General features: G+C 67.2%; 24 protein-coding genes. 12 read left to right on the top strand and 12 right to left on the bottom strand.

The window, feature by feature from the left end; genetic code table 11:
- The first annotated feature begins 7 nt into the window (after window positions 1–7).
- The 4 genes from rplU to proB all read left to right on the top strand — a co-directional run bounded on the left by rplU (window position 8) and on the right by proB (window position 3,122).
- Window positions 8–319 (top strand): 50S ribosomal protein L21, encoded by a 312-nt coding sequence (gene rplU, locus HV783_RS06640; protein ID WP_006389960.1) that lies wholly within the window; start codon window positions 8–10, stop codon window positions 317–319.
- A gap of 35 nt (window positions 320–354) precedes the next feature.
- Window positions 355–615 (top strand): 50S ribosomal protein L27, encoded by a 261-nt coding sequence (gene rpmA, locus HV783_RS06635; RefSeq protein WP_006216229.1) that lies wholly within the window; start codon window positions 355–357, stop codon window positions 613–615.
- Between the two features lie 175 nt (window positions 616–790).
- Window positions 791–1,927 carry a GTPase ObgE gene (gene obgE, locus HV783_RS06630; RefSeq protein ID WP_054500449.1) on the top strand — a complete coding sequence of 379 codons (1,137 nt, stop codon included), beginning with the start codon at window positions 791–793 and terminating at the stop codon, window positions 1,925–1,927.
- A gap of 58 nt (window positions 1,928–1,985) precedes the next feature.
- Entirely contained in the window at window positions 1,986–3,122 is a 1,137-nt protein-coding gene (proB, locus tag HV783_RS06625; protein WP_064524041.1) for a glutamate 5-kinase, read from the top strand.
- 142 nt (window positions 3,123–3,264) lie between these two features.
- Here proB and HV783_RS06620 read toward each other — a convergent pair whose 3' ends face one another.
- The gene (locus HV783_RS06620) at window positions 3,265–3,954 is read right to left on the bottom strand and encodes a winged helix-turn-helix domain-containing protein (RefSeq protein ID WP_240317331.1); all 690 of its coding nucleotides are present in this window, start codon (window positions 3,952–3,954) and stop codon (window positions 3,265–3,267) included.
- A 79-nt stretch (window positions 3,955–4,033) separates the two neighbouring features.
- Here HV783_RS06620 and HV783_RS06615 point away from each other — a divergent pair, with 79 nt between their 5' ends.
- Complete coding sequence (locus HV783_RS06615; protein ID WP_162876648.1) at window positions 4,034–4,483, top strand: helix-turn-helix domain-containing protein; 450 nt, start codon at window positions 4,034–4,036, stop codon at window positions 4,481–4,483.
- A gap of 63 nt (window positions 4,484–4,546) precedes the next feature.
- Here HV783_RS06615 and HV783_RS06610 read toward each other — a convergent pair whose 3' ends face one another.
- The gene (locus tag HV783_RS06610; RefSeq protein ID WP_054500446.1) at window positions 4,547–5,104 is read right to left on the bottom strand and encodes a SecDF P1 head subdomain-containing protein; all 558 of its coding nucleotides are present in this window, start codon (window positions 5,102–5,104) and stop codon (window positions 4,547–4,549) included.
- A gap of 371 nt (window positions 5,105–5,475) precedes the next feature.
- Between HV783_RS06610 and thiC the strand changes: the two genes are divergently transcribed.
- Entirely contained in the window at window positions 5,476–7,389 is a 1,914-nt protein-coding gene (gene thiC, locus HV783_RS06605) for a phosphomethylpyrimidine synthase ThiC (protein WP_054500445.1), read from the top strand.
- Window positions 7,390–7,712: 323 nt separating this feature from the next.
- Here the strand turns inward: thiC and HV783_RS06600 are convergent, their stop codons facing one another.
- The 7 genes from HV783_RS06600 to gpmA form a co-directional block, all read right to left on the bottom strand.
- Complete coding sequence (locus tag HV783_RS06600; RefSeq protein WP_175188835.1) at window positions 7,713–9,125, bottom strand: FAD-binding oxidoreductase; 1,413 nt, start codon at window positions 9,123–9,125, stop codon at window positions 7,713–7,715.
- Window positions 9,122–9,841, bottom strand: a complete 720-nt coding sequence (locus tag HV783_RS06595) for a FadR/GntR family transcriptional regulator (RefSeq protein ID WP_054500443.1) — start codon at window positions 9,839–9,841, stop codon at window positions 9,122–9,124. Before HV783_RS06595 ends, HV783_RS06600 begins: the two co-directional genes overlap by 4 nt.
- Before the next feature lie 104 nt (window positions 9,842–9,945).
- On the bottom strand, window positions 9,946–11,121 hold the full coding sequence (locus tag HV783_RS06590) for a GGDEF domain-containing protein (protein WP_231132900.1): 1,176 nt from the start codon (window positions 11,119–11,121) through the stop codon (window positions 9,946–9,948).
- 149 nt (window positions 11,122–11,270) lie between these two features.
- Window positions 11,271–12,026 carry a HesA/MoeB/ThiF family protein gene (locus HV783_RS06585; RefSeq protein ID WP_054500442.1) on the bottom strand — a complete coding sequence of 252 codons (756 nt, stop codon included), beginning with the start codon at window positions 12,024–12,026 and terminating at the stop codon, window positions 11,271–11,273.
- Window positions 12,023–13,468, bottom strand: coding sequence for a S41 family peptidase (locus HV783_RS06580; protein WP_116792228.1), 1,446 nt, complete (start codon window positions 13,466–13,468; stop codon window positions 12,023–12,025). The genes HV783_RS06585 and HV783_RS06580 overlap by 4 nt, the downstream gene beginning before the upstream one ends.
- 41 nt (window positions 13,469–13,509) lie before the next feature.
- Window positions 13,510–15,111, bottom strand: a complete 1,602-nt coding sequence (locus HV783_RS06575; protein ID WP_116792227.1) for a murein hydrolase activator EnvC family protein — start codon at window positions 15,109–15,111, stop codon at window positions 13,510–13,512.
- A gap of 3 nt (window positions 15,112–15,114) precedes the next feature.
- Complete coding sequence (gene gpmA / locus HV783_RS06570; RefSeq protein WP_049076754.1) at window positions 15,115–15,867, bottom strand: 2,3-diphosphoglycerate-dependent phosphoglycerate mutase; 753 nt, start codon at window positions 15,865–15,867, stop codon at window positions 15,115–15,117.
- 161 nt (window positions 15,868–16,028) lie between these two features.
- Here gpmA and HV783_RS06565 point away from each other — a divergent pair, with 161 nt between their 5' ends.
- The 5 genes from HV783_RS06565 to HV783_RS06545 all read left to right on the top strand — a co-directional run bounded on the left by HV783_RS06565 (window position 16,029) and on the right by HV783_RS06545 (window position 19,468).
- Window positions 16,029–16,451, top strand: a complete 423-nt coding sequence (locus tag HV783_RS06565; RefSeq protein ID WP_049076757.1) for a rhodanese-like domain-containing protein — start codon at window positions 16,029–16,031, stop codon at window positions 16,449–16,451.
- A gap of 50 nt (window positions 16,452–16,501) precedes the next feature.
- Entirely contained in the window at window positions 16,502–16,759 is a 258-nt protein-coding gene (gene grxC / locus HV783_RS06560) for a glutaredoxin 3 (protein WP_006391755.1), read from the top strand.
- Window positions 16,760–16,795: 36 nt separating this feature from the next.
- Entirely contained in the window at window positions 16,796–17,329 is a 534-nt protein-coding gene (gene secB / locus HV783_RS06555; protein ID WP_049076759.1) for a protein-export chaperone SecB, read from the top strand.
- Window positions 17,330–17,347: 18 nt separating this feature from the next.
- Entirely contained in the window at window positions 17,348–18,397 is a 1,050-nt protein-coding gene (locus HV783_RS06550) for an NAD(P)H-dependent glycerol-3-phosphate dehydrogenase (RefSeq protein WP_064524038.1), read from the top strand.
- A gap of 75 nt (window positions 18,398–18,472) precedes the next feature.
- Window positions 18,473–19,468 carry a Bug family tripartite tricarboxylate transporter substrate binding protein gene (locus tag HV783_RS06545; protein WP_064524037.1) on the top strand — a complete coding sequence of 332 codons (996 nt, stop codon included), beginning with the start codon at window positions 18,473–18,475 and terminating at the stop codon, window positions 19,466–19,468.
- Window positions 19,469–19,543: 75 nt separating this feature from the next.
- Here HV783_RS06545 and HV783_RS06540 read toward each other — a convergent pair whose 3' ends face one another.
- On the bottom strand, window positions 19,544–20,014 hold the full coding sequence (locus tag HV783_RS06540) for a tRNA (cytidine(34)-2'-O)-methyltransferase (RefSeq protein ID WP_054500438.1): 471 nt from the start codon (window positions 20,012–20,014) through the stop codon (window positions 19,544–19,546).
- Between the two features lie 138 nt (window positions 20,015–20,152).
- Complete coding sequence (locus tag HV783_RS06535) at window positions 20,153–20,902, bottom strand: ComF family protein (protein WP_367646378.1); 750 nt, start codon at window positions 20,900–20,902, stop codon at window positions 20,153–20,155.
- Window positions 20,903–20,953: 51 nt separating this feature from the next.
- Between HV783_RS06535 and HV783_RS06530 the strand changes: the two genes are divergently transcribed.
- Window positions 20,954–21,886, top strand: a complete 933-nt coding sequence (locus HV783_RS06530) for a methyltransferase domain-containing protein (RefSeq protein ID WP_064524036.1) — start codon at window positions 20,954–20,956, stop codon at window positions 21,884–21,886.
- A gap of 20 nt (window positions 21,887–21,906) precedes the next feature.
- Here the strand turns inward: HV783_RS06530 and HV783_RS06525 are convergent, their stop codons facing one another.
- On the bottom strand, window positions 21,907–23,148 hold the full coding sequence (locus HV783_RS06525; protein WP_054500436.1) for a YbdK family carboxylate-amine ligase: 1,242 nt from the start codon (window positions 23,146–23,148) through the stop codon (window positions 21,907–21,909).
- Window positions 23,149–23,494: the final 346 nt, after the last annotated feature.

The raw sequence follows: 23,494 nt of genomic DNA, 5'->3' as shown, positions 1-23,494 counted from the left end.
ATACCCCATGTACGCGGTCGTAAAAACCGGTGGCAAGCAGTACCGTGTTGCCATTGGCGAAAAACTCAAGGTAGAACAGATACCGGCTGACATTGGGCAAGAAATCACCCTGGATCAAGTGCTGTCCGTGGGCGAAGGCGACCAACTGAAAGTTGGTACGCCCCTCGTCGCCGGCGCCGTGATCAAGGCAACGGTTCTTGCGCAAGGCCGCCACGACAAGGTCAAGATCTTCAAGATGCGCCGTCGCAAGCACTATCAGAAGCGTCAGGGCCACCGTCAGAACTACACCGAAATCCGCATCGAAGCCATCACGGCCTAAGACGCGACTCGGCACCACATTAGCAGGAGCTAAACATGGCACAGAAAAAGGGCGGCGGCTCTACGCGAAACGGACGCGACTCAGAATCGAAGCGTCTGGGCGTCAAGGCTTTCGGCGGTGAACTGATTCCCGCTGGTTCGATCATCGTGCGTCAGCGCGGTACCCGTTTCCACGCTGGCGTGAACGTCGGCATGGGCAAGGACCACACCCTGTTCGCGCTGATCGACGGCAAGGTTCAATTCGGCTTCAAGGGCGCGTTGAACAAGCAAACCGTTTCGATCGTCGCCGCCGAGTAATCCTCGACGCAGCACGGTCCGGCCAGCGGCGCGGTTGCCTCAGCGACCCGCCGCCAGCCAGAACGGCAAAGCCCTGTCGCACGCGGCAGGGCTTTTTTTCCTTCGGGCCACCGCAAATGCGTGGCGGCCCTCGCCGCGTTGCGGCGACTCCCTATCTCATACACGCGCAGACATCATGAAATTCGTAGACGAAGCCACCATCGAAGTCGTCGCCGGCAAAGGCGGCAATGGCGTGGCGAGCTTTCGCCGCGAAAAATTCATTCCCAAGGGCGGCCCTGACGGCGGCGACGGCGGACGCGGCGGCAGCATCTTTGCCGTGGCCGATCGCAACATCAACACGCTGATCGACTTCCGTTACGCGCGCCTGCACCGCGCCAAGAACGGCGAAAACGGCCGCGGCTCGGACCAGTACGGCGCCGCCGCCCCCGACATCACGCTGCGCGTGCCCGTCGGCACCATCATCCATGACGCCGAGACCGGCGAAGTCCTGTTCGACCTGAACCGCCACGACCAGAAGGTCGTGCTGGCGGCCGGCGGCCAGGGCGGCATGGGCAACATGCACTTCAAGTCCAGCGTCAACCGCGCCCCGCGCCAATGGACCCCCGGCAAGGAAGGCGAACACCGCTACCTGCGCATGGAACTGAAGGTGCTGGCCGACGTCGGCCTGCTGGGCCTGCCCAACGCCGGCAAGTCCACGCTGATCACCCGCATCTCCAACGCCAAGCCGAAGATCGCCGACTACCCGTTCACGACGCTGCACCCGAACCTGGGCGTGGTGCGCACCTCGCCGTCGCGCAGCTTCGTCGTGGCCGACATTCCCGGCCTGATCGAAGGCGCCTCCGAAGGCGCCGGCCTGGGCCACCTGTTCCTGCGCCACCTGGCGCGCACCCGCGTGCTGCTGCACCTGGTGGACGTGTCCACCCCCGATCCCGACGCCGATCCCGTGGAGCAGGCCGTGGTCGATGCCCGCGCCATCGTCGAGGAACTGCGCCGCTACGATCCCGAGCTGGCCGCCAAGCCGCGCTGGCTGGTGCTGAACAAGCTGGACATGGTGGCCGATCCCGAGGACACCAAGCGCCGCTTCATCGAGCTGTACGACTGGAAAGGCCCGGTGTTCGGCATCTCCGGCCTGTCCGGCGACGGCACCCAGGACCTGATCTACGCGCTGCAGGACTACCTGGACGCCGAGCGCGAAAAGGAACAGTTGGCGCAGGATCAGGCCGACGGCACCTACGTCGCCGAAGATCCGCGCTTCGACGACACCCGCACCGACGCCGACAAGAGACCGGCCGCGCCGCGCGGCGACGAATAAGCCATAATCGCAATCTCGTTCGATTACGCCTTTTCTCGCGCCGCAGCCCGCCGCCATCATGTCTGCCGAATCACCCGCCGTTTCCGTCGTCACCCACGCCCAGCGCCTCGTCGCCAAGGTCGGCTCATCGCTGGTCACCAATGAAGGCCGAGGCCTGGATCGCGCCGCCGTGGCGCACTGGGCAGCCCAGATCGCCGCGCTGCACAAGCAGGGCAAACAGGTCGTGCTGGTCTCCAGCGGCGCCATCGCCGAAGGCATGGCCCGCCTGGGCTGGCGCAAGCGGCCGTCGGTGATGCACGAACTGCAGGCCGCGGCCGCCGTGGGCCAGATGGGCTTGTGCCAGGCCTACGAAGCGGCGTTCGCCGAATACGGCCTGCGCACCGCGCAGATCCTGCTGACCCACGAAGACCTGGCCGACCGCCACCGCTACCTGAACGCGCGCAGCACGCTGTTCGCGCTGCTGCGCCTGGGCGTGGTGCCGATCGTCAACGAAAACGACACGGTGGTCACGGACGAAATCCGGCTCGGCGACAACGACACGCTCGGCGCGCTGGTCACCAACCTGATCGAAGCCGACACGCTGATCATCCTGACCGACCAGCGCGGCCTGTACGATTCCGACCCGCGCAAGAATCCGGACGCCAAGTTCATGGCGCACGCCCAGGCCGGCGACCCGGCGCTGGAAGCGATGGCCGGCGGCGCCGGCAGCGGCATCGGCACCGGCGGCATGCTGACCAAGGTACTGGCGGCCAAGCGCGCGGCGCACAGCGGCGCGCACACCGTGATCGCCTCGGGTCGCGAACGCAACGTGCTGACGCGCCTGGCGCAGGGCGAATGCATCGGCAGCGAATTGCGCGCCGTGTTGCCGGTCTGGTCGGCGCGCAAGCAATGGCTGGCCGACCATCTGCGCCTGCGCGGCCGTGTGGTGCTGGACGACGGCGCCGTGCAGGCATTGCTGCGCGAAGGCAAGAGCCTGCTGCCGATCGGCGTGGTCGATGTGGAAGGCGAATTCGGCCGCGGCGACGTGGTGGCCTGCGTCGATGGCCAGGGCCGCGAATGCGCCCGTGGCCTGATCAATTATTCGTCGGCCGATACCCGCCGCATCCTGCGCCAGCCGTCATCGCAGATCGCCCGCATCCTTGGCAGCATGACCGATCCCGAACTGATGCATCGCGACAACTTGGTCGTGCTCTGACGGATACCGCCGCTTGGCCATGAAGCAAGGCGCCCACATGGGCGCCTTTTTCAATACGGCTGCATGGCCGTTTTTGTCGCGAAGCCCGCGCGGCGGCAACGGCCGTTCATGGTCATCGCCCACAATCCCCGGATGGACCGGACTATTGATGTTCGGCCGGCACGCCCTGTGGCAGCAGCATGTAGCCCCACCCTCGCACCGCCAGGACGGGCAGGTCGATATTGAGACGGCGCGCCTTGGAGCGCAGACGCGACACCAGCACGTCGACGCGCCGCGCGCCATCCATGGGATCACGCGTGGCATCGGGAAAGAAACCTTCACGCGGCAGGCACTGGTGCGGCGCGTTCAACAGGCTGACGAAAAAGGCGCGCTCGGTGTTGGTCAGGGGCAGTCGTTCACCGGCGGGCCCTGCCAGCATGCGGCTACGGCCATCGACGCGCCACCGCGGCATGCTGTCGGCCGCGGGATGCTGGCAACGAATAAGGTTGCGCAGGACGGCGTCCCATTCGGGAATGTTCGCCTGTGGCGGCACGCACACATGGGCGCCCGCATCGAGCGCGGCGATGCGGGCCGGCGCGGAATCTTCCGGCGACTGCCAGACCACGGCGCAACTCGGCGCGGCGCGACGCAGCGCGGCAATCAACTGCGGCAGGTCGTCAGCGGTGCCCCGCAACACGACGACATCGGCGGGTTCATTGCGCAGGCGCGCCAGCAGCCCCTCGGGGGATCGGCACAGGCCGACCTCCCACTGAAATTGACGTAAGGTATGCACGAACTTGTTGCATGCCATTCCACCAAGTTGCACGACGAGGACGTAACCTCTTTCCTGCATGTGAGCGCCTCTTCGAACTTATCACTTAAGTAATATTTATATCCACCAAAGTGCCTACGGCGCAAGCTTCAATCGACGCGTGAAGACTTTTTCAGACCGACTGAAGCACGCCCGTCTTTTGCGTGGCCACACGCAGAAAACCTTGGCGCGCCTGACCCGCCTGTCGCAAAGCGCGATCGGCAGCTACGAGAGCGGGCTGCGGCATTCGAGCCGTTCCCTGCGCAAACTGGCGCAGGTATTGAAGGTGGAACTCGAGTGGCTGGAGACCGGCAAGGGTCCCATGGAACTGCCCATGGAGAGCTACGACCTGAGCGACACACTGCCCCCCACCGGCGTCTCGGAACCGCTGCCCCGTGCCATCGCGCGGCGCGGGCGGCCGTTGGCGCCCTGGCCCTACGCGACGATCTCGCCCGCGATGCTCGACACGCTCACGGCCGAGGATCGGGTGGCCCTGGAGGCGGTGACGCTGGCCTTCATTGAAGCCATGACGGCGCGTCGCGGCGTCAAGCCGCGCGGCCGCAAGAACTGAGGAAACGGCTGAAGCAGGACAAAAAAAACCCGGCATGGCCGGGTTTTTTTGTGCCAGGACAGCTCAGGGCTTGGCGGGCGCCGGGGCCGGCGCGGGCGCGCTTTCGCCACGGATCTTGGCGGCGATGTCGGAAGCGGCTTGCGCCGACGGCACGCCGAAGGCCAGCACGCCGCGGTTCAGCGGTTCGCCGATGCGGGGCGCGGCGATCAGTTCACGATCGATCACCAGCGCCAGCATATTGCCGACGTTCTTGGTGCTGATGTCGGTCAGTTTGCGCGTGCCGGCTTCCGAGAAACGCAGACCGACAAAATTGGCGCCCTGGCGATCCACGAGGGCGGCGGCTTCGGTCAGGTCGGCGCGCGTCAGCACGGGCTGCTGCTGCATGTACAGCTTGCCGTCGGGCAGGCTGACTTCGACCAGCCCAGGCGCGGATTGGGTCTGGGCCACGTAGAACTCGACCACCGAGGCGGTGGCGGGCTGCTGCTGCCCGGAGGATTGCTGCTGGCCGGCCGCATCGGGCGTGGCGGCGGCGCCGGATTTGGTCGGGGCGGTCTTGCAACCCGCAAGCGCAAGGGTCATGACCACCAGGGCGGGCGCCAGTTTGCGTAGGGTAAGTTGCATGCTCGTTTCCTTCTTGGAGTGGACTGAAGCCGGCAGGCTGACCGCCGACTGACCAAAAAAGTGTACAGAACCTGTATGGCACTGTCTCCGCAGACTGATTCCAAATGTAAAGCGGTACTACCACCATGGGCGGGCACGACGGACCATGGCTGCCGCAACGCAGCATCGGCCGCCGTTCGCGCGGCGGCCATGCAGGCTCTATACTTCGCTTTCGCGCAGGGGTACTCGTCGCGCCAGAACGGCACGACGTGTTGAGAGAGTCCCTTCGTACCAGTACGGATAATGCCGATGCTGGGAGCCGTATTTCCGCCATGCCCGCATGGCGGGAGTCCATTCCCGATCGGCTCCAAACCATTCGCTTGGAGCTTTCCATGAACGCCAATCCCAAATTCCTGGCCGCCACCGCCGAAGTCGACGCGGCCGCGGTCGCCCCGTTGCCCAAATCCCGCCGGGTCTACGAGGTCGGTTCCCGTCCCGACATCCGCGTCCCGTTTCGCGAGATCGAGCAGGACGACACGCCCACCATGTTCGGTGGCGAAAAGAACCCGCCGCTGACCGTCTACGATTGCAGCGGCCCCTACACCGACCCCGACGTCAAGATCGACATCCGCCGCGGCCTGCCGGAAGTGCGCCGCGCCTGGATCGACGAGCGCGGCGACACCGAAGTGCTGTCCGGCCCGACCAGCGAGTACGGCAAGCAGCGCCTGACCGATCCCAAGCTGACGGCCATGCGCTTTGACCTGCAGCGCCCGCCGCGCCGCGCCGTGGCCGGCGCCAACGTCTCGCAGATGCACTATGCGCGCCGCGGCATCATCACGCCCGAAATGGAATACGTGGCGATCCGCGAAAGCCTGCGCCGCGAGCACTACCTGCAGACGCTGCGCGACAGCGGTCCGGATGGCGAGAAGATGGTCAAGCGCCTGCTGCGCCAGCACCCGGGCCAATCGTTCGGCGCCGCCATCCCGGCCGCCATCACGCCGGAATTCGTGCGCGACGAGATCGCGCGCGGCCGCGCCATCATCCCCGCCAACATCAACCACCCGGAAGTCGAGCCGATGGCGATCGGCCGCAATTTCCTGGTCAAGATCAACGCCAACATCGGCAACTCGGCCGTCAGTTCGGGCATCGGCGAGGAAGTCGAGAAGATGACCTGGGCGATCCGCTGGGGCGGCGACACGGTCATGGACCTGTCGACGGGCAAGCACATCCACGAAACGCGTGAATGGATCATCCGCAATTCGCCGGTGCCGATCGGCACGGTGCCGATCTACCAGGCGCTGGAGAAGGTCGACGGCAAGGCCGAGGAACTGACCTGGGAGATCTTCCGCGACACGCTGATCGAGCAGGCCGAACAGGGCGTGGACTACTTCACGATCCACGCCGGCGTGCGCCTGCCGTTCATTCCGATGACGGCGGACCGCATGACGGGCATCGTCTCGCGCGGCGGCTCGATCATGGCCAAGTGGTGTCTGGCGCACCACAAGGAGAGCTTCCTGTACGAGCGCTTCGAGGAAATCTGCGAAATCATGAAGGCCTACGACGTCAGCTTCTCGCTGGGCGACGGCCTGCGCCCGGGCTCGGGCTATGACGCCAATGACGAAGCCCAGTTCGCGGAACTGAAGACGCTGGGCGAGCTGACGCAGGTGGCCTGGAAGCACGATGTGCAGGTGATGATCGAAGGCCCGGGCCACGTGCCGATGCAGATGATCAAGGAAAACATGGAGCTGCAGTTGGAACACTGCCACGAGGCGCCGTTCTACACGCTGGGCCCCCTGACGACCGACATCGCGCCGGGCTACGACCACATCACCTCGGGCATCGGCGCGGCGCTGATCGGCTGGTACGGCACGGCGATGCTCTGTTACGTGACGCCCAAGGAGCACCTGGGGCTGCCGAACAAGAAGGACGTGAAGGACGGCATCATCACGTACAAGATCGCGGCGCATGCGGCGGACCTGGCCAAGGGCCATCCGGGCGCGGCGATCCGCGACAACGCCCTGTCGAAGGCGCGCTTCGAGTTCCGGTGGGACGACCAGTTCAACCTGGGCCTGGATCCGGATACGGCCAAGGAGTTCCACGACGAGACGCTGCCGAAGGATTCGATGAAGGTGGCGCACTTCTGCTCGATGTGCGGGCCGCATTTCTGCAGCATGAAGATCACGCAGGATGTGCGCGATTATGCGGCGTCGCAGGGCGTGACCGAGAAGGAAGCGCTGCAGAAAGGCATGCAGGAGAAGTCGATCGAGTTCGTGAAGAAGGGAGCCGAGGTTTATCACCGGCAGTGATCTTTTGAGCGGATTTCGCTTTTGCCGGGCTGGGCGCTGATGGCGGTGGCTTGGTGGACTTGAGGCGATATGAAAGGCCTGGATGCGTTGCTCCAGGCCTTTTTGTCATCCGTGGCGTTTTTTTTGCGGAGTTGGTCTGATCTTGGGTGGCGAAGGTGGGGTTGAGTTCTTAAGGCGCCCGGCGCGGCAGCCCTCGGGGGGAGGCGGGGCTACGATTGCGGTCCGGAGCCTTCGCTCCGGACCGCAATCGTGGGCGCCCGCCATCGGGTCCGCCCGACCGAGGGGCGACCTACGAAGCGCCTTCCCCCGCCAACAAGCCCTTCTTAAAGCAGCTTCCCAGGATTCATAATCCCCTTAGGATCCAAAACCCGCTTGATCTCCCGCATCAACCGCAACTCAACCGTATCCTTGCTATGCAGGAAATGCTCCCGCTTGAGCTGCCCGATCCCATGCTCCGCGCTGATGCTGCCCCCGTACCGGTTGACCTCGTCCAGGACGGCGTCGGTGATCGCGGCGCCGTGTTCGGCGACCCAGCCGCGGTCCGCGCGGGCGGGGCGCGACAGGTTGTAGTGCAGGTTGCCGTCGCCGAAATGGCCGAAGATGAAGGGGCGGATGTCCGGGTACAGCGCGCGCACGCGCGCTTCGGCGGACGCCATGAAATCCGGAATGCTCTCGATCGGCAGCGACACGTCGTGCTTGAGGTGCGGGCCGTCGGCGCGTTGCGCTTCGGAGATTTCCTCGCGCAGCTTCCATAGCGCCTGCAACTGAGCCAGCGAAGCGGAAACGGCGGCGTCCAGGCACAGGCCGCGCTCGAGCGCCGTGCCGATCACGTTTTCCAGCAGCGCGGTCAGCGCCGCTTCGTCGGCGGTGTCGGCCAGTTCAACCAGAACATAGGCCGGGTAGCGTTGGTCGAACGGCTCCTGCACGCCCGCGGCGTGGGTCAGGACCAGGTCGAGGCAGTCGCCGGAGAAATACTCGAAGGCCTGCAGGCGCGCGCCGCATTGCTCGAACAGGATCTCGAACAGTTGCAGCGCCTGGGCGGGCGATTCGACCGCGGCCAGCACCACCGAGCGCACGTCGGTGCGCGGATACAGGCGCAGCGCCACTGCCGTGATGACGCCGAGCGTGCCTTCGGAGCCGATCAGCAGTTGCTTGAGGTCGTAGCCGGTGTTGTCCTTGCGCAGGGTGCGCAGACCGTTGAAGATTTCGCCGTTGGGCAGCACCGCTTCCACGCCCAGCACCAGTTCGCGCGCCATGCCATAGCGCACCACGTTGACGCCGCCGGCATTGGTGGCGACGTTGCCGCCGATCTGGCTGGAGTCCTCGGCGGCCAGGCTCAGGGGCAGCAGCCGGCCGGCGTCCTGCGCTGCGCGGCGCAGGTTGCCCAGGATGCAGCCGGCCTCGGCGACCATGGTGTTTGCAATGGTGTCGATGGCGCGCACCGCGTTCATGCGGTCCAGGCTCAGCACGACGTTGATGGGCGCGGCGTCGGGCGTGGCGCCGCCGCACAGGCCGGTATTGCCGCCGCGCGGCACCACCGGCACGCCGGCCTCGTTGCAGAGCGCCAGGCAGGTCGCGACCTCGGCGGTGGTGCGCGGACGGACCACCGCCTGGGCGTGGCCGTTGTACAGACCGCGCCAGTCGGACAGCCAGGGCGCGATGTCCTCGCTGGCGGTGAAGACGGTGTCGGGACCGAGGGCCTGGACCAGGCGCTGGGCGATGTCGGTTGTGCTCATGATGTCTGCCTGGAGGCGGGAAAGAGGGAATCGAGGCGCAGGCGGCTGGCCGCCTGCCGCAAGTGGCGTTCGGCCATGCGCCGCGCGCGCGGCGCATCGTGGTCGCGGATGGCCTCGAACACGGCGACGTGTTCGTGGTGCACGGCGTCCGTCATGCCGGCCAACTGGCGGCTATTGGCGCGCGCGGTGCTGACAGCCAGGCGCAATTGCAGGTTCAGGTATTGCAGGAGGTCCTGGTAGAACGGATTGTGGGTCGCGGCCGCGATCGCCAGATGGAAGGCAATGTCGTGCTCGACCCCGTGTTCGGGATGGTGCTGGTGATGTTCCAGGTCGGCCAGGGCGCGGGCCATGGCCTCCAGGTCGGCGGCGTTGCGGCGCTCGGCCGCCAGCGCGGCGGCGCCGCCTTCTAGTTCCATGCGCAGCTCGTAGACGCTGGCCAGTTGCTCGCGACTGACGGCGATATCGGCGGGCACCTGGAAGCCCTGCGCGCCGGTGCGTGCCAGCACCACGCTGCCCGATCCCTGGCGGCTCTGCACCAGGCCCTGCGCGCGCAGGCGCTCGGTGACTTCGCGGATGACCGCGGCGCTGACGCCGTACTGCTCGGCCAACACGCGGCCGGAAGGCAGCTTGGCGCCCACGGGATAGACGCCATGGGCGATGTCGCCCGCGATCTGGCGGGCGACCTGTTCGGTCAAGGTGAGGCTCTTGGTCAGCATAGCGGCCGAGTATAGCGCAGACTTTTCAGGTTATCTGATAACTTTGGGTGAATCGGAGGGAATTTGTCGTGCCGTACCTCGGCGTAGGCTTGAAGCGTGTGGCCTCAGGCCGTCGCGGCGTCGCCGGTTTCCCGGGCTTCCTGCAGGTCCGGCGCGCCAGCGACCGCGCAGCGGCGGCCACCTTGCGCCTTGGCGCGGTACAGCGCCGCGTCGGCCGAATCCAGCACCGCCTGGGCCTTGCGGTCGACGCCGGAAATGATCGAGATGCCGATCGACAACCCCACGCTGACCCGCGTGCCGTCGGCCAGCGTGATCGGCTGGATGGCGTCGCGCAGCAGGTGGTTGCCCAGGCGCAGCGCGGCGGTGGCGTCGATGCCGGTGACCAGCACGATGAATTCGTCGCCGCCGATGCGGGCCGCGACATCGTCCACCCGCAGCATGGCGCGCATGCGCTGGGCGATGGTCTTGAGCACATGATCGCCGGCGGCGTGGCCATGGGTGTCGTTGATGATCTTGAAGTCATCCATGTCCATGTAGAACAGCGCGGCGGCGCTGTCCTGCCCGCGCGCGCTGGCGCAGATGCGCTCGAGCGCCGCTTCCAGCCCGGCGCGGTTGGCCAGGCCGGTCAGCGCGTCCTGGCTGGCGCGGCGTTCGTTCTCGCGCTCGGCCAGCATGGTGGACACCAGGATGCGGCGCAGCCGCTGCGAGGCGATGCTCATGCTGACCAGATAGAACGGGATCTGGATGAAGACGATGACGGTGACGTATTCGCCGGCGAACAGCGCGCCCAGGCACATCGGCCCCAGGCTCAGGAAGATCATCGCGGCCACCAGCCGCGGCGCACCGTAGTTGCGAAAGCAGATGCCGCCGGCCATGGCGCCGCAGGACACGCCGGCAAGCGTGGCGGCCAGCCAGTCATGGTTGAGGAAGGTGACGAAAACGCCGTAGCCGACGCTGAACGCCCATAGCAACGCCAGCACGATGTAGATGTCGGTATGGGTGTTGCCGCCCCGGGCGGCGTTGCGCAAGGCCGAGCGCAGGATGGTGACCCGCACCACGGCCAGCACGATCTCCAGGACCAGCCACGAGATATAGAGCGGCTCGGGACGGCGCCACGCGACCACGCCCGAGATCATCAAGGTGTTGATGACACCGCCCGCGAAGATGGGCAGGGTGCCGAACAGGCTGGCAATCAGCGCGGCGCGGATGTCCGCAGGCGTGTCCTGCCCGGAATCCGTCAACCATCGGGTCAGCCGCCATTTCGGCAGGCTGAAGCTCAATCCTGTGTCCACTCCGATACGTCCAATGCTGCCTGCCATGAAAGGAAGGCTGGCTGGCGTTATAGCAGGTATTTCAAACCTTTAATATTATTTACGCGGAGAATGACAGGCAGATTTTACGGGGACGGAATAATCGCCCGTCTGGCGCATCAGTGCGCGTGCGCGCCACAGACAGCGCATTCCGGATCCCGTTGGACGTTGACGCTGCGCCATTGCATGGTGCGCACGTCCAGCCACAGCAGCCGCCCAGACAGGCTCTCACCCACCCCGGACAACAGCTTGAGGGCCTCGGCCGCCTGCATGCTGCCGATGATGCCGACCACCGGCGCGAACACGCCCATGGTGGCGCAGTTGGCCTCCTCGACGTCGTCCGCCTCGGGAAACAGGCAGTGGTAGCACGGCGCGTCCGGGTCTCGCAGGTCGTAGACACTGACCTGGCCGTCGAAGCGGATGGCGGCGCCCGACACCAGCGGCTTGCGATGCTGCACGCAGGCGCGGTTGATGGCGTGGCGGGTGGTGAAGTTGTCGGTGCAATCCAGCACCAGGTCGGCCTGCGCCACCGCGTCGGACAGGGCCTGGCCCTGTAGCCGCTCGACGCGGGCATGCACGCGGGTCTGCGGATTGAAAGCCGCCAGCATGTCGCGCCCGGACTCGGCCTTGGGCCGGCCGACGCTCGCGGTGGTGTGCAGGATCTGGCGCTGCAGGTTGCTGAGTTCGACGACGTCGTCATCGGCCAGCGTGATGTCACCGACGCCGGCGGTGGCCAGGTAGAGCGCGGCGGGCGAACCCAGTCCACCCGCCCCTACGATAAGCACTCGCGCCGCCAGCAGTCTTTCCTGCCCTTCGATACCCAGCTCGTCGAGCAGGATATGGCGGGCGTAGCGCAGCAGTTGCTCGTCGTTCATTTGTCCTTGCTGGGCTCGACTCCGGTCGGCGTGATCTTCATGCGCTGGGCGGTGCCGGTGCCGGGCTTGGCGTCGGCCTTGGCCTGGGCGCGGGCCGACCCCTTCTGCACCGGCTTGCCGGCCAGCAGGTTGAGCGCCTGCTGCAACTGGAAGTCGTCCTTGCCGCCGAATTCGAACACCTTGGTCGGCACGTCGACGTTGTCCTGGTCCGAGTTGGACTTCACTTCGTTGGCCGTGCCCGGGTTCGACAGGTGGCGTTGCAGGTCGGCTTCGCGCGGCAGGCGGAACAGGTCGCCGTCGGCGGTGTCGGCCACGACGTAGTCGGGCTCGATGCCGGTGGCCTGGATCGAACGGCCGCTGGGCGTGAAGTAGCGCGACGTGGTGAGCTTGACCGCGGTGGTTTCCGACAGCGGCAGGATCACCTGCACCGAGCCCTTGCCGAAGGTGCGGTTGCCCAGCACCTTGGCGCGCTTGTGGTCCTGCAGCGCGCCGGCCACGATCTCGGAAGCCGAGGCCGAACCGACGTTGACCAGCACCACCATCGGCACGGTCTTGGTCCAGGCCGGCAGGCCCGACAGGTAGTTGCTTTCGCCGCGGGCATATTCCGACGGGGTCGCCAGGTACTTGTGGCGGGCGTCGGGGGTGCGGCCGTCGGTCGACACCACCAGGGCGTCGGCCGGCAGGAATGCGCCGGACACGCCGATGGCGCTGGTCAGCAGGCCGCCCGGGTCATTGCGCAGGTCGAGCACCAGACCCTTGGGCGCTTCCTTGGCGCCGAGGTCCTTGAGCTGCTTGGCCAGGTCGACGCCGGTCTTTTCCTGGAACTGGGCGATGCGCACGTAGGCCACGCCGTTGTCCAGCATCTTGCTGCGCACGCTGCGCACCTTGATGATGTCGCGCACGATCTTGAGCACGATCGGCTGCGGCCGGTCGGCGCGCATGATGGTCAGCGTGATGGGCGACTTGGGCGCGCCGCGCATGAGCTTGACGGCGTCGTTCAGCGACATGCCCTTGGTGGGCGTGTCGTCGATCTTGATGATGAGGTCGCCGGCCATGACGCCCGCGCGCGCGGCGGGGGTGTCCTCGATGGGCGAGATGACCTTGACGAAGCCGTCTTCGGCGCCGACCTCGATGCCCAGGCCGCCGAACTCACCCTGCGTGGCCGTCTGCATTTCGCGGAAGGCGTCGGCATCCAGGTAAGCGGAATGCGGGTCCAGGTTCGACACCATACCGGAAATGGCATTGTCGATCAGCGTCTTGTCGTCCACCGACTCGACGTAGTTGTTCTTGATGGCGGCGAAGACGTTGCTCAGTTGCCTGAGTTCATCCAGCGGCAAGGGACTGCCGCGCTGGGCGACAGCGGTGACGCCCACGCTGAGCAGGACACCAGCCACCGCACCGATGGCAATCAGACCGAAACCGCGAAACTTGCGAGTGCTCATGCACACTTCCCGAATGGTTTTCGCCCTTGAGGGTTTTTGGCTTACTGGGCCAGCCACTGGGCTGGATCCACAGGAGCGCCGCGATGGCGAATTTCAAAGTATAGGCCGGATTCCACTTGGCCGCCGGTTGCGCCTACCGAAGCAATAGTATCCCCCGCCGCGACGGAATCGCCCACCCGTTTGAGCAGACTTTGGTTGTAAGCATAGACGGTCAGATATTGCTGGCCATGATCCACAATGATGAGGTTGCCGAAGCCCCTCAGCCAATCGGCATAGACCACCGTGCCGGGGGCCACCACCTTCACGGGGGTTCCCTCGGGCGCGCGCAGCACGATGCCGCGCCAGACGCCGCCGTCCGGGCGATCGACCCCGAAACGGCCCTGCACCTGGCCACGCACCGGCGCCGCCAACCCGTGGCGCAGCCCGTTGCCGCCGCCTGCCGGCGCGGCGCGCGGGGTCTGCTGGACCGATGCAGTTCGGGTTGGAGTGGATTCCGCCTCCGCGGGTTCCGCCTTTTTGGGAGGATCTGCGGGTTTTACCGGGGGCGGCGTCTCGGCCTGCCCGGTCAGGCGGGTATGGCGCGAATCGGCGGGGCGCAGGCCAGCGGCGTCGGGATCGGCCACGGCCACGGGCCCCCGCGCCTGGCGCGACGCGGCCTCGACCTGTTCGCGCGCTTCGGCGGCCTCGCGGGCCTCGCGCGCGTTACGGTCGCGACGGGCATTGTCGGCCGCGGCCTTGTCGGCGGCCGCCTTGCGGTCGGCCTCGGCCTTCCTGCGGGCCTCCTCGGCGCGGCGCTCGGCTTCGGCCTTCTTGCGGGCTTCTTCGGCGCGGCGGGCCTCCTCGGCCTTGCGGGCTTCCTCGGCGCGGCGGCGCGCCTCTTCGGCCTTGCGGGCCTCTTCGGCCTGCTTGACGATGGCCGCGTCCAGGTCGGTGATCAGGCGCGAGAGTCGCTGGTCGTCACGACCCAATTTGTTGGCTTCGGCGCGCTGGGCGGCGATCTGGCCTTCCAGTTGCGCCAGCAGGGTGCCGCGCTCTTTCTGCTGGGCGACCAGGGCGCTCTTCTGTTCGGAGGTTTCGGCCACCAGCTTTTCGATCTCGGCGCGCCGGGCGTCGGCGCGGCCCTGCAGGGCGGCCAGCCGGTCGATGTCAGCGCGCAGCGCCTCGACGGCGCGGGCGCGGGCCTGGGAGACATAATCGAGGTAGCCCAGGTTGCGGCCCAGCACCTGGGGATCGTCGCCGGACAGCAGCGCGGTCCAGGGCGACAGGCCGCTGGTGTATTGCGTGCGCAACTGGTCGGCCAGTTCGACCCGGCGCTTGGCCAGCACGGCCTGCTGGGCGGTGATCTGCTTTTCCAGGCCGGACAGGTCGGTGGTCGCCTGGCGGCTGGACTCGGCCAGTTCCTTCAGCCGCAGGTTGATCCTGGAAATCGCCGATTCCGACTGCTTCAGGGCATCGGCGGCTTCCTTGCGGGCCGCTTCGCGCGCATCGATATCCTTTTGCAGGTTCTCGATGCGATCGCGCAGTTGCGCCTGCTGCCTTTCGGCTTCGGACTGGCGGCCGGCGAGATCGTTGGGCGCGGCGCCCGCCGGCAGCGCTCCGCCGGCCAGCATGACCGCCAACAACCACCCCGCCTTGCGCACCATGTATCAGTCCTTCTTCGCCTTGCCCTGGGCCGCGACGGCGGCCATGGCCGCCTCGATCTCGGCGGCATCGCCGAGATAATAGTGGCGGATGGGGCGCAGGTCATCATCCAATTCGTACACCAGCGGCTGGCCGGTGGGGATGTTCAGGTTGACGATGTCGTCGTCGGACACGTTGTCCAGGTGCTTGATGAGCGCGCGCAGGCTGTTGCCGTGGGCCGCGATGAGCACCTTGCGGCCGGCGCGGATGGCCGGGGCGATGGATTCGTTCCAGAACGGCAGCACGCGCGCCACCGTGTCCTTCAGGCACTCGGTGGCCGGCAACTGGTCGGCCGGGATCTTGGCGTAGCGGCTGTCAAAGCGCGGGTGGCGCTCGTCGTCCAGCGACAGGGGTTCCGGCGCGATGGCGTAGGCGCGGCGCCAGATCAGCACCTGCTCGTCGCCGTACTTGGCGGCGGTTTCCGCCTTGTTCAGCCCCTGCAGGGCGCCGTAGTGGCGCTCGTTCAGGCGCCAGTTCACGCCCACCGGGGTATACATGGCGTCCATGGCGTCCAGGGCGATCCACAGGGTGCGGATGGCGCGCTTGAGCACCGACGAGTAGGCCAGGTCGAAGGTGTAGCCTTCCTTCTTGAGCAGTTCGCCCGCCTTGCGGGCCTGCTCACGGCCGGTTTCGGTCAGGTCGACGTCGGTCCAGCCGGTGAAGCGGTTTTCCAGATTCCACTGGCTTTCGCCGTGGCGCATCAGAACGAGTTTGTGCATGGTTTGGCAGGCGTGTAACGCGGGTTAAAGTTGCGGAATGCGCTCATTTTATAATTGAGCGATTTTGCCCTTGATTTTGCCCCGGCGCACCCGTCAATTTCGCCGCGCGGCGCGTCAGGGTTCGCCCTTACCAGGCTAGACGCCGCACTTCAGGATGCCCCGTGGACCTTCTGCAATTCTTGCTCGATAAAAACAACATCTTCATTGTCGCCGTAACCCTCGTTTCCGGCGTCATGCTGGCCATTCCCGCCCTGCGCAAGGGCCGCACCGGCTCGGCCGTCAGCACCACGGAAGCCATCCAGATGGTCAACCAGCGCCAGGCCGTGTGGGTCGACGTGCGCCCCGCCGAACAGTTCCAGGCCGGCCACATCGCCCAGGCACGCAGCGTGCCGGCCGCCGACCTGGAACAAAAGGCCGCCTCGCTGCCCAAGAACAAGCCGCTGGTCGTGGTTTGCGACAATGGCCGTGATTCCGCCCGCGCCGCCGCCAAGCTGCGCGCGCAGGGTTTCGCCGACGTCGTGCCGCTCGAAGGCGGCATGCGCGCCTGGCTGGCCGCCAGCCTGCCGGTCACCCAGAAGGGTTGAACCCGGGCGACGCGCCCCCATCTTATCGACAGAATCCGCCTGGAGCGCCTATGAATAAAGTTGTCATGTACAGCAAGGACTATTGTCCTTATTGCGCCCGCGCCAAGGCGCTGCTGGAGCAGCGCGGCGTGACCGACCTGGAAATCATCCAGATCGACCGCGAACCCGGCCAACGCGATCGCATGATCGAACGCACCGGCCGGCGCACGGTACCGCAGATCTTCATCGGCGATACCCATGTCGGCGGTTGCGACGACCTGATGGCGCTGGACCGCTCGGGCGGCCTGACCCCATTGCTCAACGGCTGACGCCCCTTTTTGCCCCTCCCACCAACGGAAACACTCATGGCTGATCAAGACCAAAACACCCAGCAAGAAGGCGGCAACGACGCGCCCTCGTTCAATCTGCAGCGCGTCTACCTGAAAGACCTTTCGCTGGAAATGCCGAACGCGCCCCACGTCTTCCTGGAGCAAGAAGCCCCCCAGGTCGAAGTGAGCATCACCGTGGGCGGCCAGCGCCTGGCCGAAACCGTGTTCGAAACCACGGTCACGGTCACCGTCACCACCCGTGTCAATGACAAGGTCGTGTACCTGGTCGAAGGCACCCAGGCCGGCATCTTCGAAGCCGCCAACATCCCCGAAGAGCAACTCGACCCGCTGCTGGGCATCGTCTGCCCGACGATGTTGTACCCGTACCTGCGCGCCAACATCGCCGACGCGATCACCCGCACCTCGATGCCGCCGCTGCACCTGACCGAAGTCAACTTCCAGGCCCTGTACGAACAACGCCTGGCCGAACTGCAACAGCAGCAAAGCAACGCCAACGGCAACGGCAGCGACTCGGGCATCATCCTGCCCGCCAGCGCCACCCGCCAATAAGGCAGACCGCGGCGCCCCATGAACCAGCCCACTCCGCCCAGCCTGCGCGTCGCCGTCCTGGGCGCGGGCAGTTGGGGCACCGCGCTGGCGGCGGCCGCGAGCCGCCGCCACCCCACCGTACTCTGGGCGCGCGATCCGGCGCAGGCCGCCGACATGGCCGCCCGCCACGAAAATGCGCGCTACCTGCCTGGCATCGCCCTGCCCCAGGCGCTGACGATTACCTCCGATCTCGACGCCACGCTGCGCAGCCTGCAACAGGACGGCGCGACGGGGCTGATCATTCTAGGCGTTCCCGTGGCCGGCCTCGCCGCCACCTGCGCCGAACTCTCGCGTCGCCTGCCCGCCCTGGGCCTGCAAGACACCCCCATCGTCTGGACCTGCAAAGGCTTTGAAGCCGACACGGCCAGACTGCCCCACGAAATAGTGCGCCAGGCCCTGCCCGGAGCCGTCGGCGGCGTCCTGTCGGGCCCGTCCTTCGCCCGCGAAGTCGCCCAGGGCCTGCCCGTGGCGCTGACCGTCGCCAGCGACAACGCCTCCCTGCGCGCCGCCACCACCCGGGCCCTGCACGGCGCCGCGCTGCGCGTCTACGCCAGCGGCGACCTGGTCGGGGTGGAAGTGGGCGGCGCCCTCAAGAACGTCATCGCCGTGGCCTGCGGCATCGGCGACGGCCTGGCGCTGGGCACCAATGCCCGCGCCGCGCTGATTACCCGCGGCCTGGCCGAGATGACGCGCTTCGGCGTCGCGCTGGGCGCGCAAGCCGAGACCTTCGCCGGCCTGACCGGCCTGGGCGACCTGGTCCTGACCGCCACCGGCGAACTGTCGCGCAACCGCCGCGTCGGCCTGGAAATCGGCGCGGGCCGCAAGCTGGCCGACGTCCTGGCCAGCGGCATCACCGCCGAAGGCGTGCGCTGCGCGCGCGCCGCGCTGGAACGCGCCCGCGCCGTCGGCGTCGAACTGCCCATCACCGAAGCCGTGTGCGCCGTACTGTTCGACGGCGTCTCGCCCATGACGGCCGTGTCCACCCTGCTGGCGCGCGACGCACGCGACGAACACGGCAACGCGGGCTGACATCGCCGATGCAGCCGGCCCCCACCCCCTCGTCCTCATAACAACACGACGCACGACTCCCAGGAGACATCCTTCATGACGCAAACCCGCAAGTTCCGGGTCGGCCCCCTGCTGCGCGGCCTCTGCCTGAGCCTGGCGGCCATCCTGCCCGCCGCCGCCCACGCCGACTGGCCGGACCGCCCCATCCACATGGTGGTGCCGTTCCCGCCCGGCTCGTCGCCTGACATCCTGGCGCGGACCATCGCCGAGCCGCTGGGACAAGCGCTGGGACAGCCCATCGTCATCGACAACAAGACCGGCGCCGGCGGCAACATCGGCACCCGCATCGTCGCGCAGGCCAAACCCGACGGCTACACCCTGCTCTACACGATCAACGGCCCGCTGGTCACCGCCCCCACGCTCTACAAGAAGACGCTGGGCTACGACCCGCTGCAAGATCTGGCGCCCGTGACGCTGGTGGGCACCAGCCCCAATGTGCTGACCGTGCCTGGCAACCTGAAGAACGTCAATTCCGTGCAGGACTTCGTGCGCATGGTGAAGGAGCACGGCAGCTCGCTGAACTATGGCTCCGTCGGCCCCGGCAGCTCGGCCCACCTGGCCATGGAAATGTTCAAGGAACGCGCCGGCATCGACATGGCGCATATCCCGTACGCCGGCTTCCCGCAGGTCATCAGCGCCATCATCGGCGGCGACATCCAGGCCGGCTTCATGGTCCCCGCCATCGCGGTGCCGCAGACCCGCGACGGCAAGGTCAAGATCCTCGCCGTCACCAGCCTGCAGCCCAGCGATACCCTGCCCGGCGTGCCCACCATGGCCTCGCAGGGCTACCCCGACTTCGAAGCCATCTCGTGGAACGCCATCCTGGCCCCCGCGGAAACGCCGACGCCCGTCATCGAGCGCCTGAACAGCGAACTGAACCGCATCATCAACAGCGATACGGTCCGCAAGCAGATGGCCCTGCAATACTTCACTCCCGCCGCCTCCACCCCCGAGGCCCTGACCGTCCGCATCCAGAACGAAAAGGCTCGTTGGGATCAGGTCATCCAGAAGCTGAACCTGTCGCTCGACTGACGCCGCCCCCCAGCGCCGAAGGCGGCCGCGCGGGCGGCCTTTGGCGCCCCGCGCGCAGGCATCCGCCAGGGGCGATCAGACGCCCCCTTCATATCCCAACTGCCGCCAAGCCTCGAAAACCGTCACCGCCACCGCGTTGGACAAATTCAAACTCCGCTGCCCCGCCCGCATCGGCAGCCGCAACCGCTGCTGCGGCGCGAACATCGCGTGATGCTCCTCCGACAAACCGGCGCTCTCCCGTCCGAATACGAACACGTCCCCCGCCTCGAACCGCACGTCCCCCACGCTGCGCTGGGCATGCGTGGTCAATGCATAGAGGTGGGAAGCCGTCGCCCCTGTATCCGCCAGCGCCTCCTGCAGCGTGTCATGCACGCGCACCGGCTGCCACTCGTGATAGTCCAGCCCCGCCCGCCGCATGCGGGCATCGTCCAGCTCGAAACCGAGCGGACGCACCAGGTGCAATTGCGCGCCGGTATTGGCGCACAGACGGATGGCATTGCCGGTGTTGGGCGGAATCTCGGGGCATACGAGGATGACGTGGAACATGATGAACGGACGGAAAGACGTTGAATGACGGGCGGCCGGCCAGGGCCGCGCAGGAGCGATTGTCGCCGATTTGGACGGCCGCCCCGGCGCGCGAGGCCGCATGAGGGGCCGCCCCCGCCGCCCCTCCCCGCCCGGACATCAGGGCCGGCGCGGCGTGCGCGCCACCACCAGCACCGTCACGCTGGCCGCGCCCGCGGCCAGCAAGGCGCGCGCGGCCGCATCGGCGGTGCTGCCCGTGGTCATGACGTCATCCACCAAGCCGACATGGCGGCCGGCCAGATCGCGCGCGCAATCGAACACGCCCCGGGCGCCGCTCAGCCTGGCCTGGCGCCCCAGGGCCGTCAGCCTGGGCGTTTCGCGCCGCCGCCGCAACGCCCCGCGCAGCAGCGGCCAGCCCAGTTGCGCCGCCAGGCTGCGGGCGATCTCGGCCGCCGGATTCATGCCGCGCCGGCGCAGCGATGCGCGACTGGACGGCACCGGCACCAGCAGCAAGGCCCGCGGCGGGGGTTCGGACCACACCGCATGCGCCAGCAGCCGCGCCAGGACCGGCGCCGCGCTGAGCCGCAGTTGGGTCTTGAGCTGCCGGATCAGCACCTCGGCGGGCGGCTCGTAGTCGAAGGCGGCGACCGTGCCGATGAAGGCTGGCGGCCGCGCCAGGCAGTCGGCGCAATGCAGCGCATCCGCCGCCAGCCTCTGGGCGCAACGCGGGCAGCGCGGCGCCAACGACGCTTCGGCCAGATCGGTTTCGCAGCCCTCACACAGGCGGGCGCCGCCGACCCGCCCCCCGCACAGCGGACAGTCGCAGGGCACCCGGGCCAGCAACCCCCGCCCCATGGCCTGTAGGGACAATCGGCCGCCGCGGCCGGGATGGGCAATAATGTGAGCCATCCCCCATGAAATCATGATCCGCCCGCGGCGCCGCGCCCGGGCGCGACCGAAATGTCCCTGCCCGCACCTGCCACCCCGCCCTCGCTCCCGCTCGTCGCCGCCGACGTGCCGCGCCAATTCGCCCGCCGCGGCGATCTTTCGGACGCCCAGTTCCTGTACGGCGAAGTCGCCCGCCGCATGCTGGGCCGGCTGCAGTACATCCGCGTGCAGCCGCAGGCCATGCTCGACGCCGGCTGCGGCGCCGGCGACAACCTGGCGCTGCTGCGCGAACGCTATGCCGAAGCCGCCTACACCGGCCTGGATAACTGCGACCCGCTGCTGGAGATCGCCCGCAAGCGCCACGCCCCGGCCGGCCTGTCGGCCTGGATAGGCAAACTGGCGCGACGCGGGCCGACCAATGCCTTCATCAATGCCGATCTGGCCGCCACCGGTCTGGCGCCTGAATCGCTGGAACTGGTGTGGTCCAACCTGGCCCTGCACTGGCACCGCGAGCCGCATGCCGTGCTGGCCGAGTGGCGCCGCATTCTCAAGGTCGGCGGGCTGGCGATGTTCTCCTGTCTGGGGCCGGCGACGCTGCGCGAATTGCGCCAGGCGCTGGACGATGCCGGACTGCGCACCGCCACCCCGGCCTTCGTCGACATGCATGATTTTGGCGATCTGCTGGTGGAAAACGGCTTCGCCGATCCGGTCATGGACCAGGAGATCCTGACGTTGACGTACCGCACGCCGGAAAAGCTGCTGCAGGACGTGCGCGCCCTGGGCGGCAACCCCGCCGCCGGTCGGCGCGGCGGCCTGGTCGGGCGAGACTGGCGGGCACGCCTGTGCGATGCGTTGGAAGCCCAGCGCCGCCCGGACGGCGTCATCGCGCTGAGCATCGAGGTCGCCTACGGTCACGCCTGGCGCGCCGCCGCCCACCGCGGCACCGCGGGCGAGACCCGGCTTTCGGTCAGCGCCATCGGCGGCCGCCAGCGCGGCACGCCCTGAAACAAGACGCCCGGACAGGCCTAGTGCAGGCGTTCGGGCAGTGGCGCGGTCACTCCCGGCTCCGCCGTCGAGAGGGGCTGCATCGGCTCGGACGTGGCGCGGATTCGCCGCCGCAACACCGCGGTCGGCTCGGCCGGCGCCGCCTGGGCGACCTCACCGCGCCAGGCTTGCGACATCGATTCCACCACCAGCGGCAGATCGCGCAAACGATGGAACTGGCTGCGCAGCCAGCGCGAATCGTTGCCGCTGCGCATGGCTTCGTCGCGCAGCGATGCGATCATGTCGCCGGTCCCCAGTTCTTCGGCCACCGGCATCAGCCGCTGGAACAGCGCCCGCAGGTGGTCCATCAAGCGCAGGCGCTCGCCATCCGGCGTCACATAGCTGCCCTGCAGGCCGAAACGGCAGGCCTGGAAGTGGTTGCTGCGGTAGGACAGCCAGGCCTTGTCGCTGGGATCTTCTTCGCGCATCAACAGCACCGACAGCGCCTGGGCGAAGGCCGCTATCTGGCAGGCGCGCTCCACGGTCAACGGCGTATCGCAGACGCGGATTTCGACCGTGCCGAATTCGGGCTTGGGACGGATGTCCCAGTACAGGTCCTTGATGCTCTCGGCCAGGCCATAGGCGCGAAGTTGCGCCAGATGGGCCTCGAACTGGTACCAGTCCTTGACCTCGGCCGGCATGTGACCGGCCAGCGGGAAGCTGTTGACCGCGTTCAGGCGCGAGCACGAAAACAGTGTATCGACGCCCTCGCAATACGGCGAGGAGGCCGACAGCGCGATAAAGTGCGGGACATAGGGCGACAGGCGACGCAGCAGCTTGATGGCTTCGTCGCCGTTTTTCACGCCCAGGTGGATGTGCTGGCCAAACACCGTAAACTGACGCGCCAGGTAACCATACATTTCCGCCAGGTACTGGAAGCGGGGCGTATCCGAGATGGAGCGTTCCTGCCAGCGCATGAACGGGTGGGCGCCGCCACCGGCTACCGAGACGCCCACGGCGTCAGCCGCTTCGACCAGGGCATCGCGCATTTCGCGCATTTCCGCCAGCAGGCCCATGGGGTGCTCGTGCACCGAGGAATTCAGTTCGATCATGGACCGCGTGATTTCGGGTTTCACGCGATCGGCAATGGGATGGTTGGCCATTTGGGCCAGCAGTTCGTCGGAGGCTGCGGTCAGGTCAAAACTGCGGGGGTCGATCAGTTGCAGCTCGAGTTCGATGCCCAGGGTGTTGGGGGCCGACGAAATGAACGGGATCTGTTCCATCTCGGACTCCTTCGGATGTTTGATGAGGGGATGCGCCGTTCGACCTTGAAGCCCGGCAACTTCCCGGGGGGCGCTAGACGGCGGCTTGTGAACGCATAATAGCCGCATGTTTGTGGCAAAACGATTGAAAATCGTGACATTTGTGTGCAACATCACGATGCATTCGGTTTTGCTCTCTAGAACAAAGTGAGCGAGCGCTCACAACGTAATGGTGGCGCGGCTCGCCGGCCCGGGAAGCCTGCAAGCGCAGGCTGGGTGCGGGTTTCCAGAGGGGATGGGATAACCCTATAAAGGGTTATCCCTTATAAAAACAGACCTATCCCGACGGGGACGCACCGCGGCGACG

Origin of the sequence: Achromobacter dolens (assembly GCF_902859745.1) — a bacterium.
Taxonomy (GTDB): domain Bacteria; phylum Pseudomonadota; class Gammaproteobacteria; order Burkholderiales; family Burkholderiaceae_B; genus Achromobacter; species Achromobacter dolens.
The sequence above is the reverse complement of the archived record's forward strand: the minus strand, read 5'-3'. Positions and strand labels throughout refer to the sequence as shown.

What these genes read in the sequence shown, in the direction of transcription:
- grxC (WP_006391755.1), top strand. Translation starts at nt 16,502, where the DNA reads ATGAATAAAGTTGTCATGTACAGCAAGGACTATTGTCCTTATTGCGCC.
- gpmA (WP_049076754.1), bottom strand. Translation starts at nt 15,867, where the DNA reads ATGCACAAACTCGTTCTGATGCGCCACGGCGAAAGCCAGTGGAATCTG.
- HV783_RS06580 (WP_116792228.1), bottom strand. Translation starts at nt 13,468, where the DNA reads ATGAGCACTCGCAAGTTTCGCGGTTTCGGTCTGATTGCCATCGGTGCG.
- HV783_RS06550 (WP_064524038.1), top strand. Translation starts at nt 17,348, where the DNA reads ATGAACCAGCCCACTCCGCCCAGCCTGCGCGTCGCCGTCCTGGGCGCG.
- HV783_RS06620 (WP_240317331.1), bottom strand. Translation starts at nt 3,954, where the DNA reads ATGCAGGAAAGAGGTTACGTCCTCGTCGTGCAACTTGGTGGAATGGCA.
- thiC (WP_054500445.1), top strand. Translation starts at nt 5,476, where the DNA reads ATGAACGCCAATCCCAAATTCCTGGCCGCCACCGCCGAAGTCGACGCG.
- secB (WP_049076759.1), top strand. Translation starts at nt 16,796, where the DNA reads ATGGCTGATCAAGACCAAAACACCCAGCAAGAAGGCGGCAACGACGCG.
- HV783_RS06585 (WP_054500442.1), bottom strand. Translation starts at nt 12,026, where the DNA reads ATGAACGACGAGCAACTGCTGCGCTACGCCCGCCATATCCTGCTCGAC.
- HV783_RS06595 (WP_054500443.1), bottom strand. Translation starts at nt 9,841, where the DNA reads ATGCTGACCAAGAGCCTCACCTTGACCGAACAGGTCGCCCGCCAGATC.
- HV783_RS06610 (WP_054500446.1), bottom strand. Translation starts at nt 5,104, where the DNA reads ATGCAACTTACCCTACGCAAACTGGCGCCCGCCCTGGTGGTCATGACC.
- HV783_RS06600 (WP_175188835.1), bottom strand. Translation starts at nt 9,125, where the DNA reads ATGAGCACAACCGACATCGCCCAGCGCCTGGTCCAGGCCCTCGGTCCC.
- HV783_RS06530 (WP_064524036.1), top strand. Translation starts at nt 20,954, where the DNA reads ATGTCCCTGCCCGCACCTGCCACCCCGCCCTCGCTCCCGCTCGTCGCC.
- obgE (WP_054500449.1), top strand. Translation starts at nt 791, where the DNA reads ATGAAATTCGTAGACGAAGCCACCATCGAAGTCGTCGCCGGCAAAGGC.
- HV783_RS06525 (WP_054500436.1), bottom strand. Translation starts at nt 23,148, where the DNA reads ATGGAACAGATCCCGTTCATTTCGTCGGCCCCCAACACCCTGGGCATC.
- HV783_RS06575 (WP_116792227.1), bottom strand. Translation starts at nt 15,111, where the DNA reads ATGGTGCGCAAGGCGGGGTGGTTGTTGGCGGTCATGCTGGCCGGCGGA.
- proB (WP_064524041.1), top strand. Translation starts at nt 1,986, where the DNA reads ATGTCTGCCGAATCACCCGCCGTTTCCGTCGTCACCCACGCCCAGCGC.
- HV783_RS06540 (WP_054500438.1), bottom strand. Translation starts at nt 20,014, where the DNA reads ATGTTCCACGTCATCCTCGTATGCCCCGAGATTCCGCCCAACACCGGC.
- rplU (WP_006389960.1), top strand. Translation starts at nt 8, where the DNA reads ATGTACGCGGTCGTAAAAACCGGTGGCAAGCAGTACCGTGTTGCCATT.
- rpmA (WP_006216229.1), top strand. Translation starts at nt 355, where the DNA reads ATGGCACAGAAAAAGGGCGGCGGCTCTACGCGAAACGGACGCGACTCA.
- HV783_RS06545 (WP_064524037.1), top strand. Translation starts at nt 18,473, where the DNA reads ATGACGCAAACCCGCAAGTTCCGGGTCGGCCCCCTGCTGCGCGGCCTC.
- HV783_RS06535 (WP_367646378.1), bottom strand. Translation starts at nt 20,902, where the DNA reads ATGGCTCACATTATTGCCCATCCCGGCCGCGGCGGCCGATTGTCCCTA.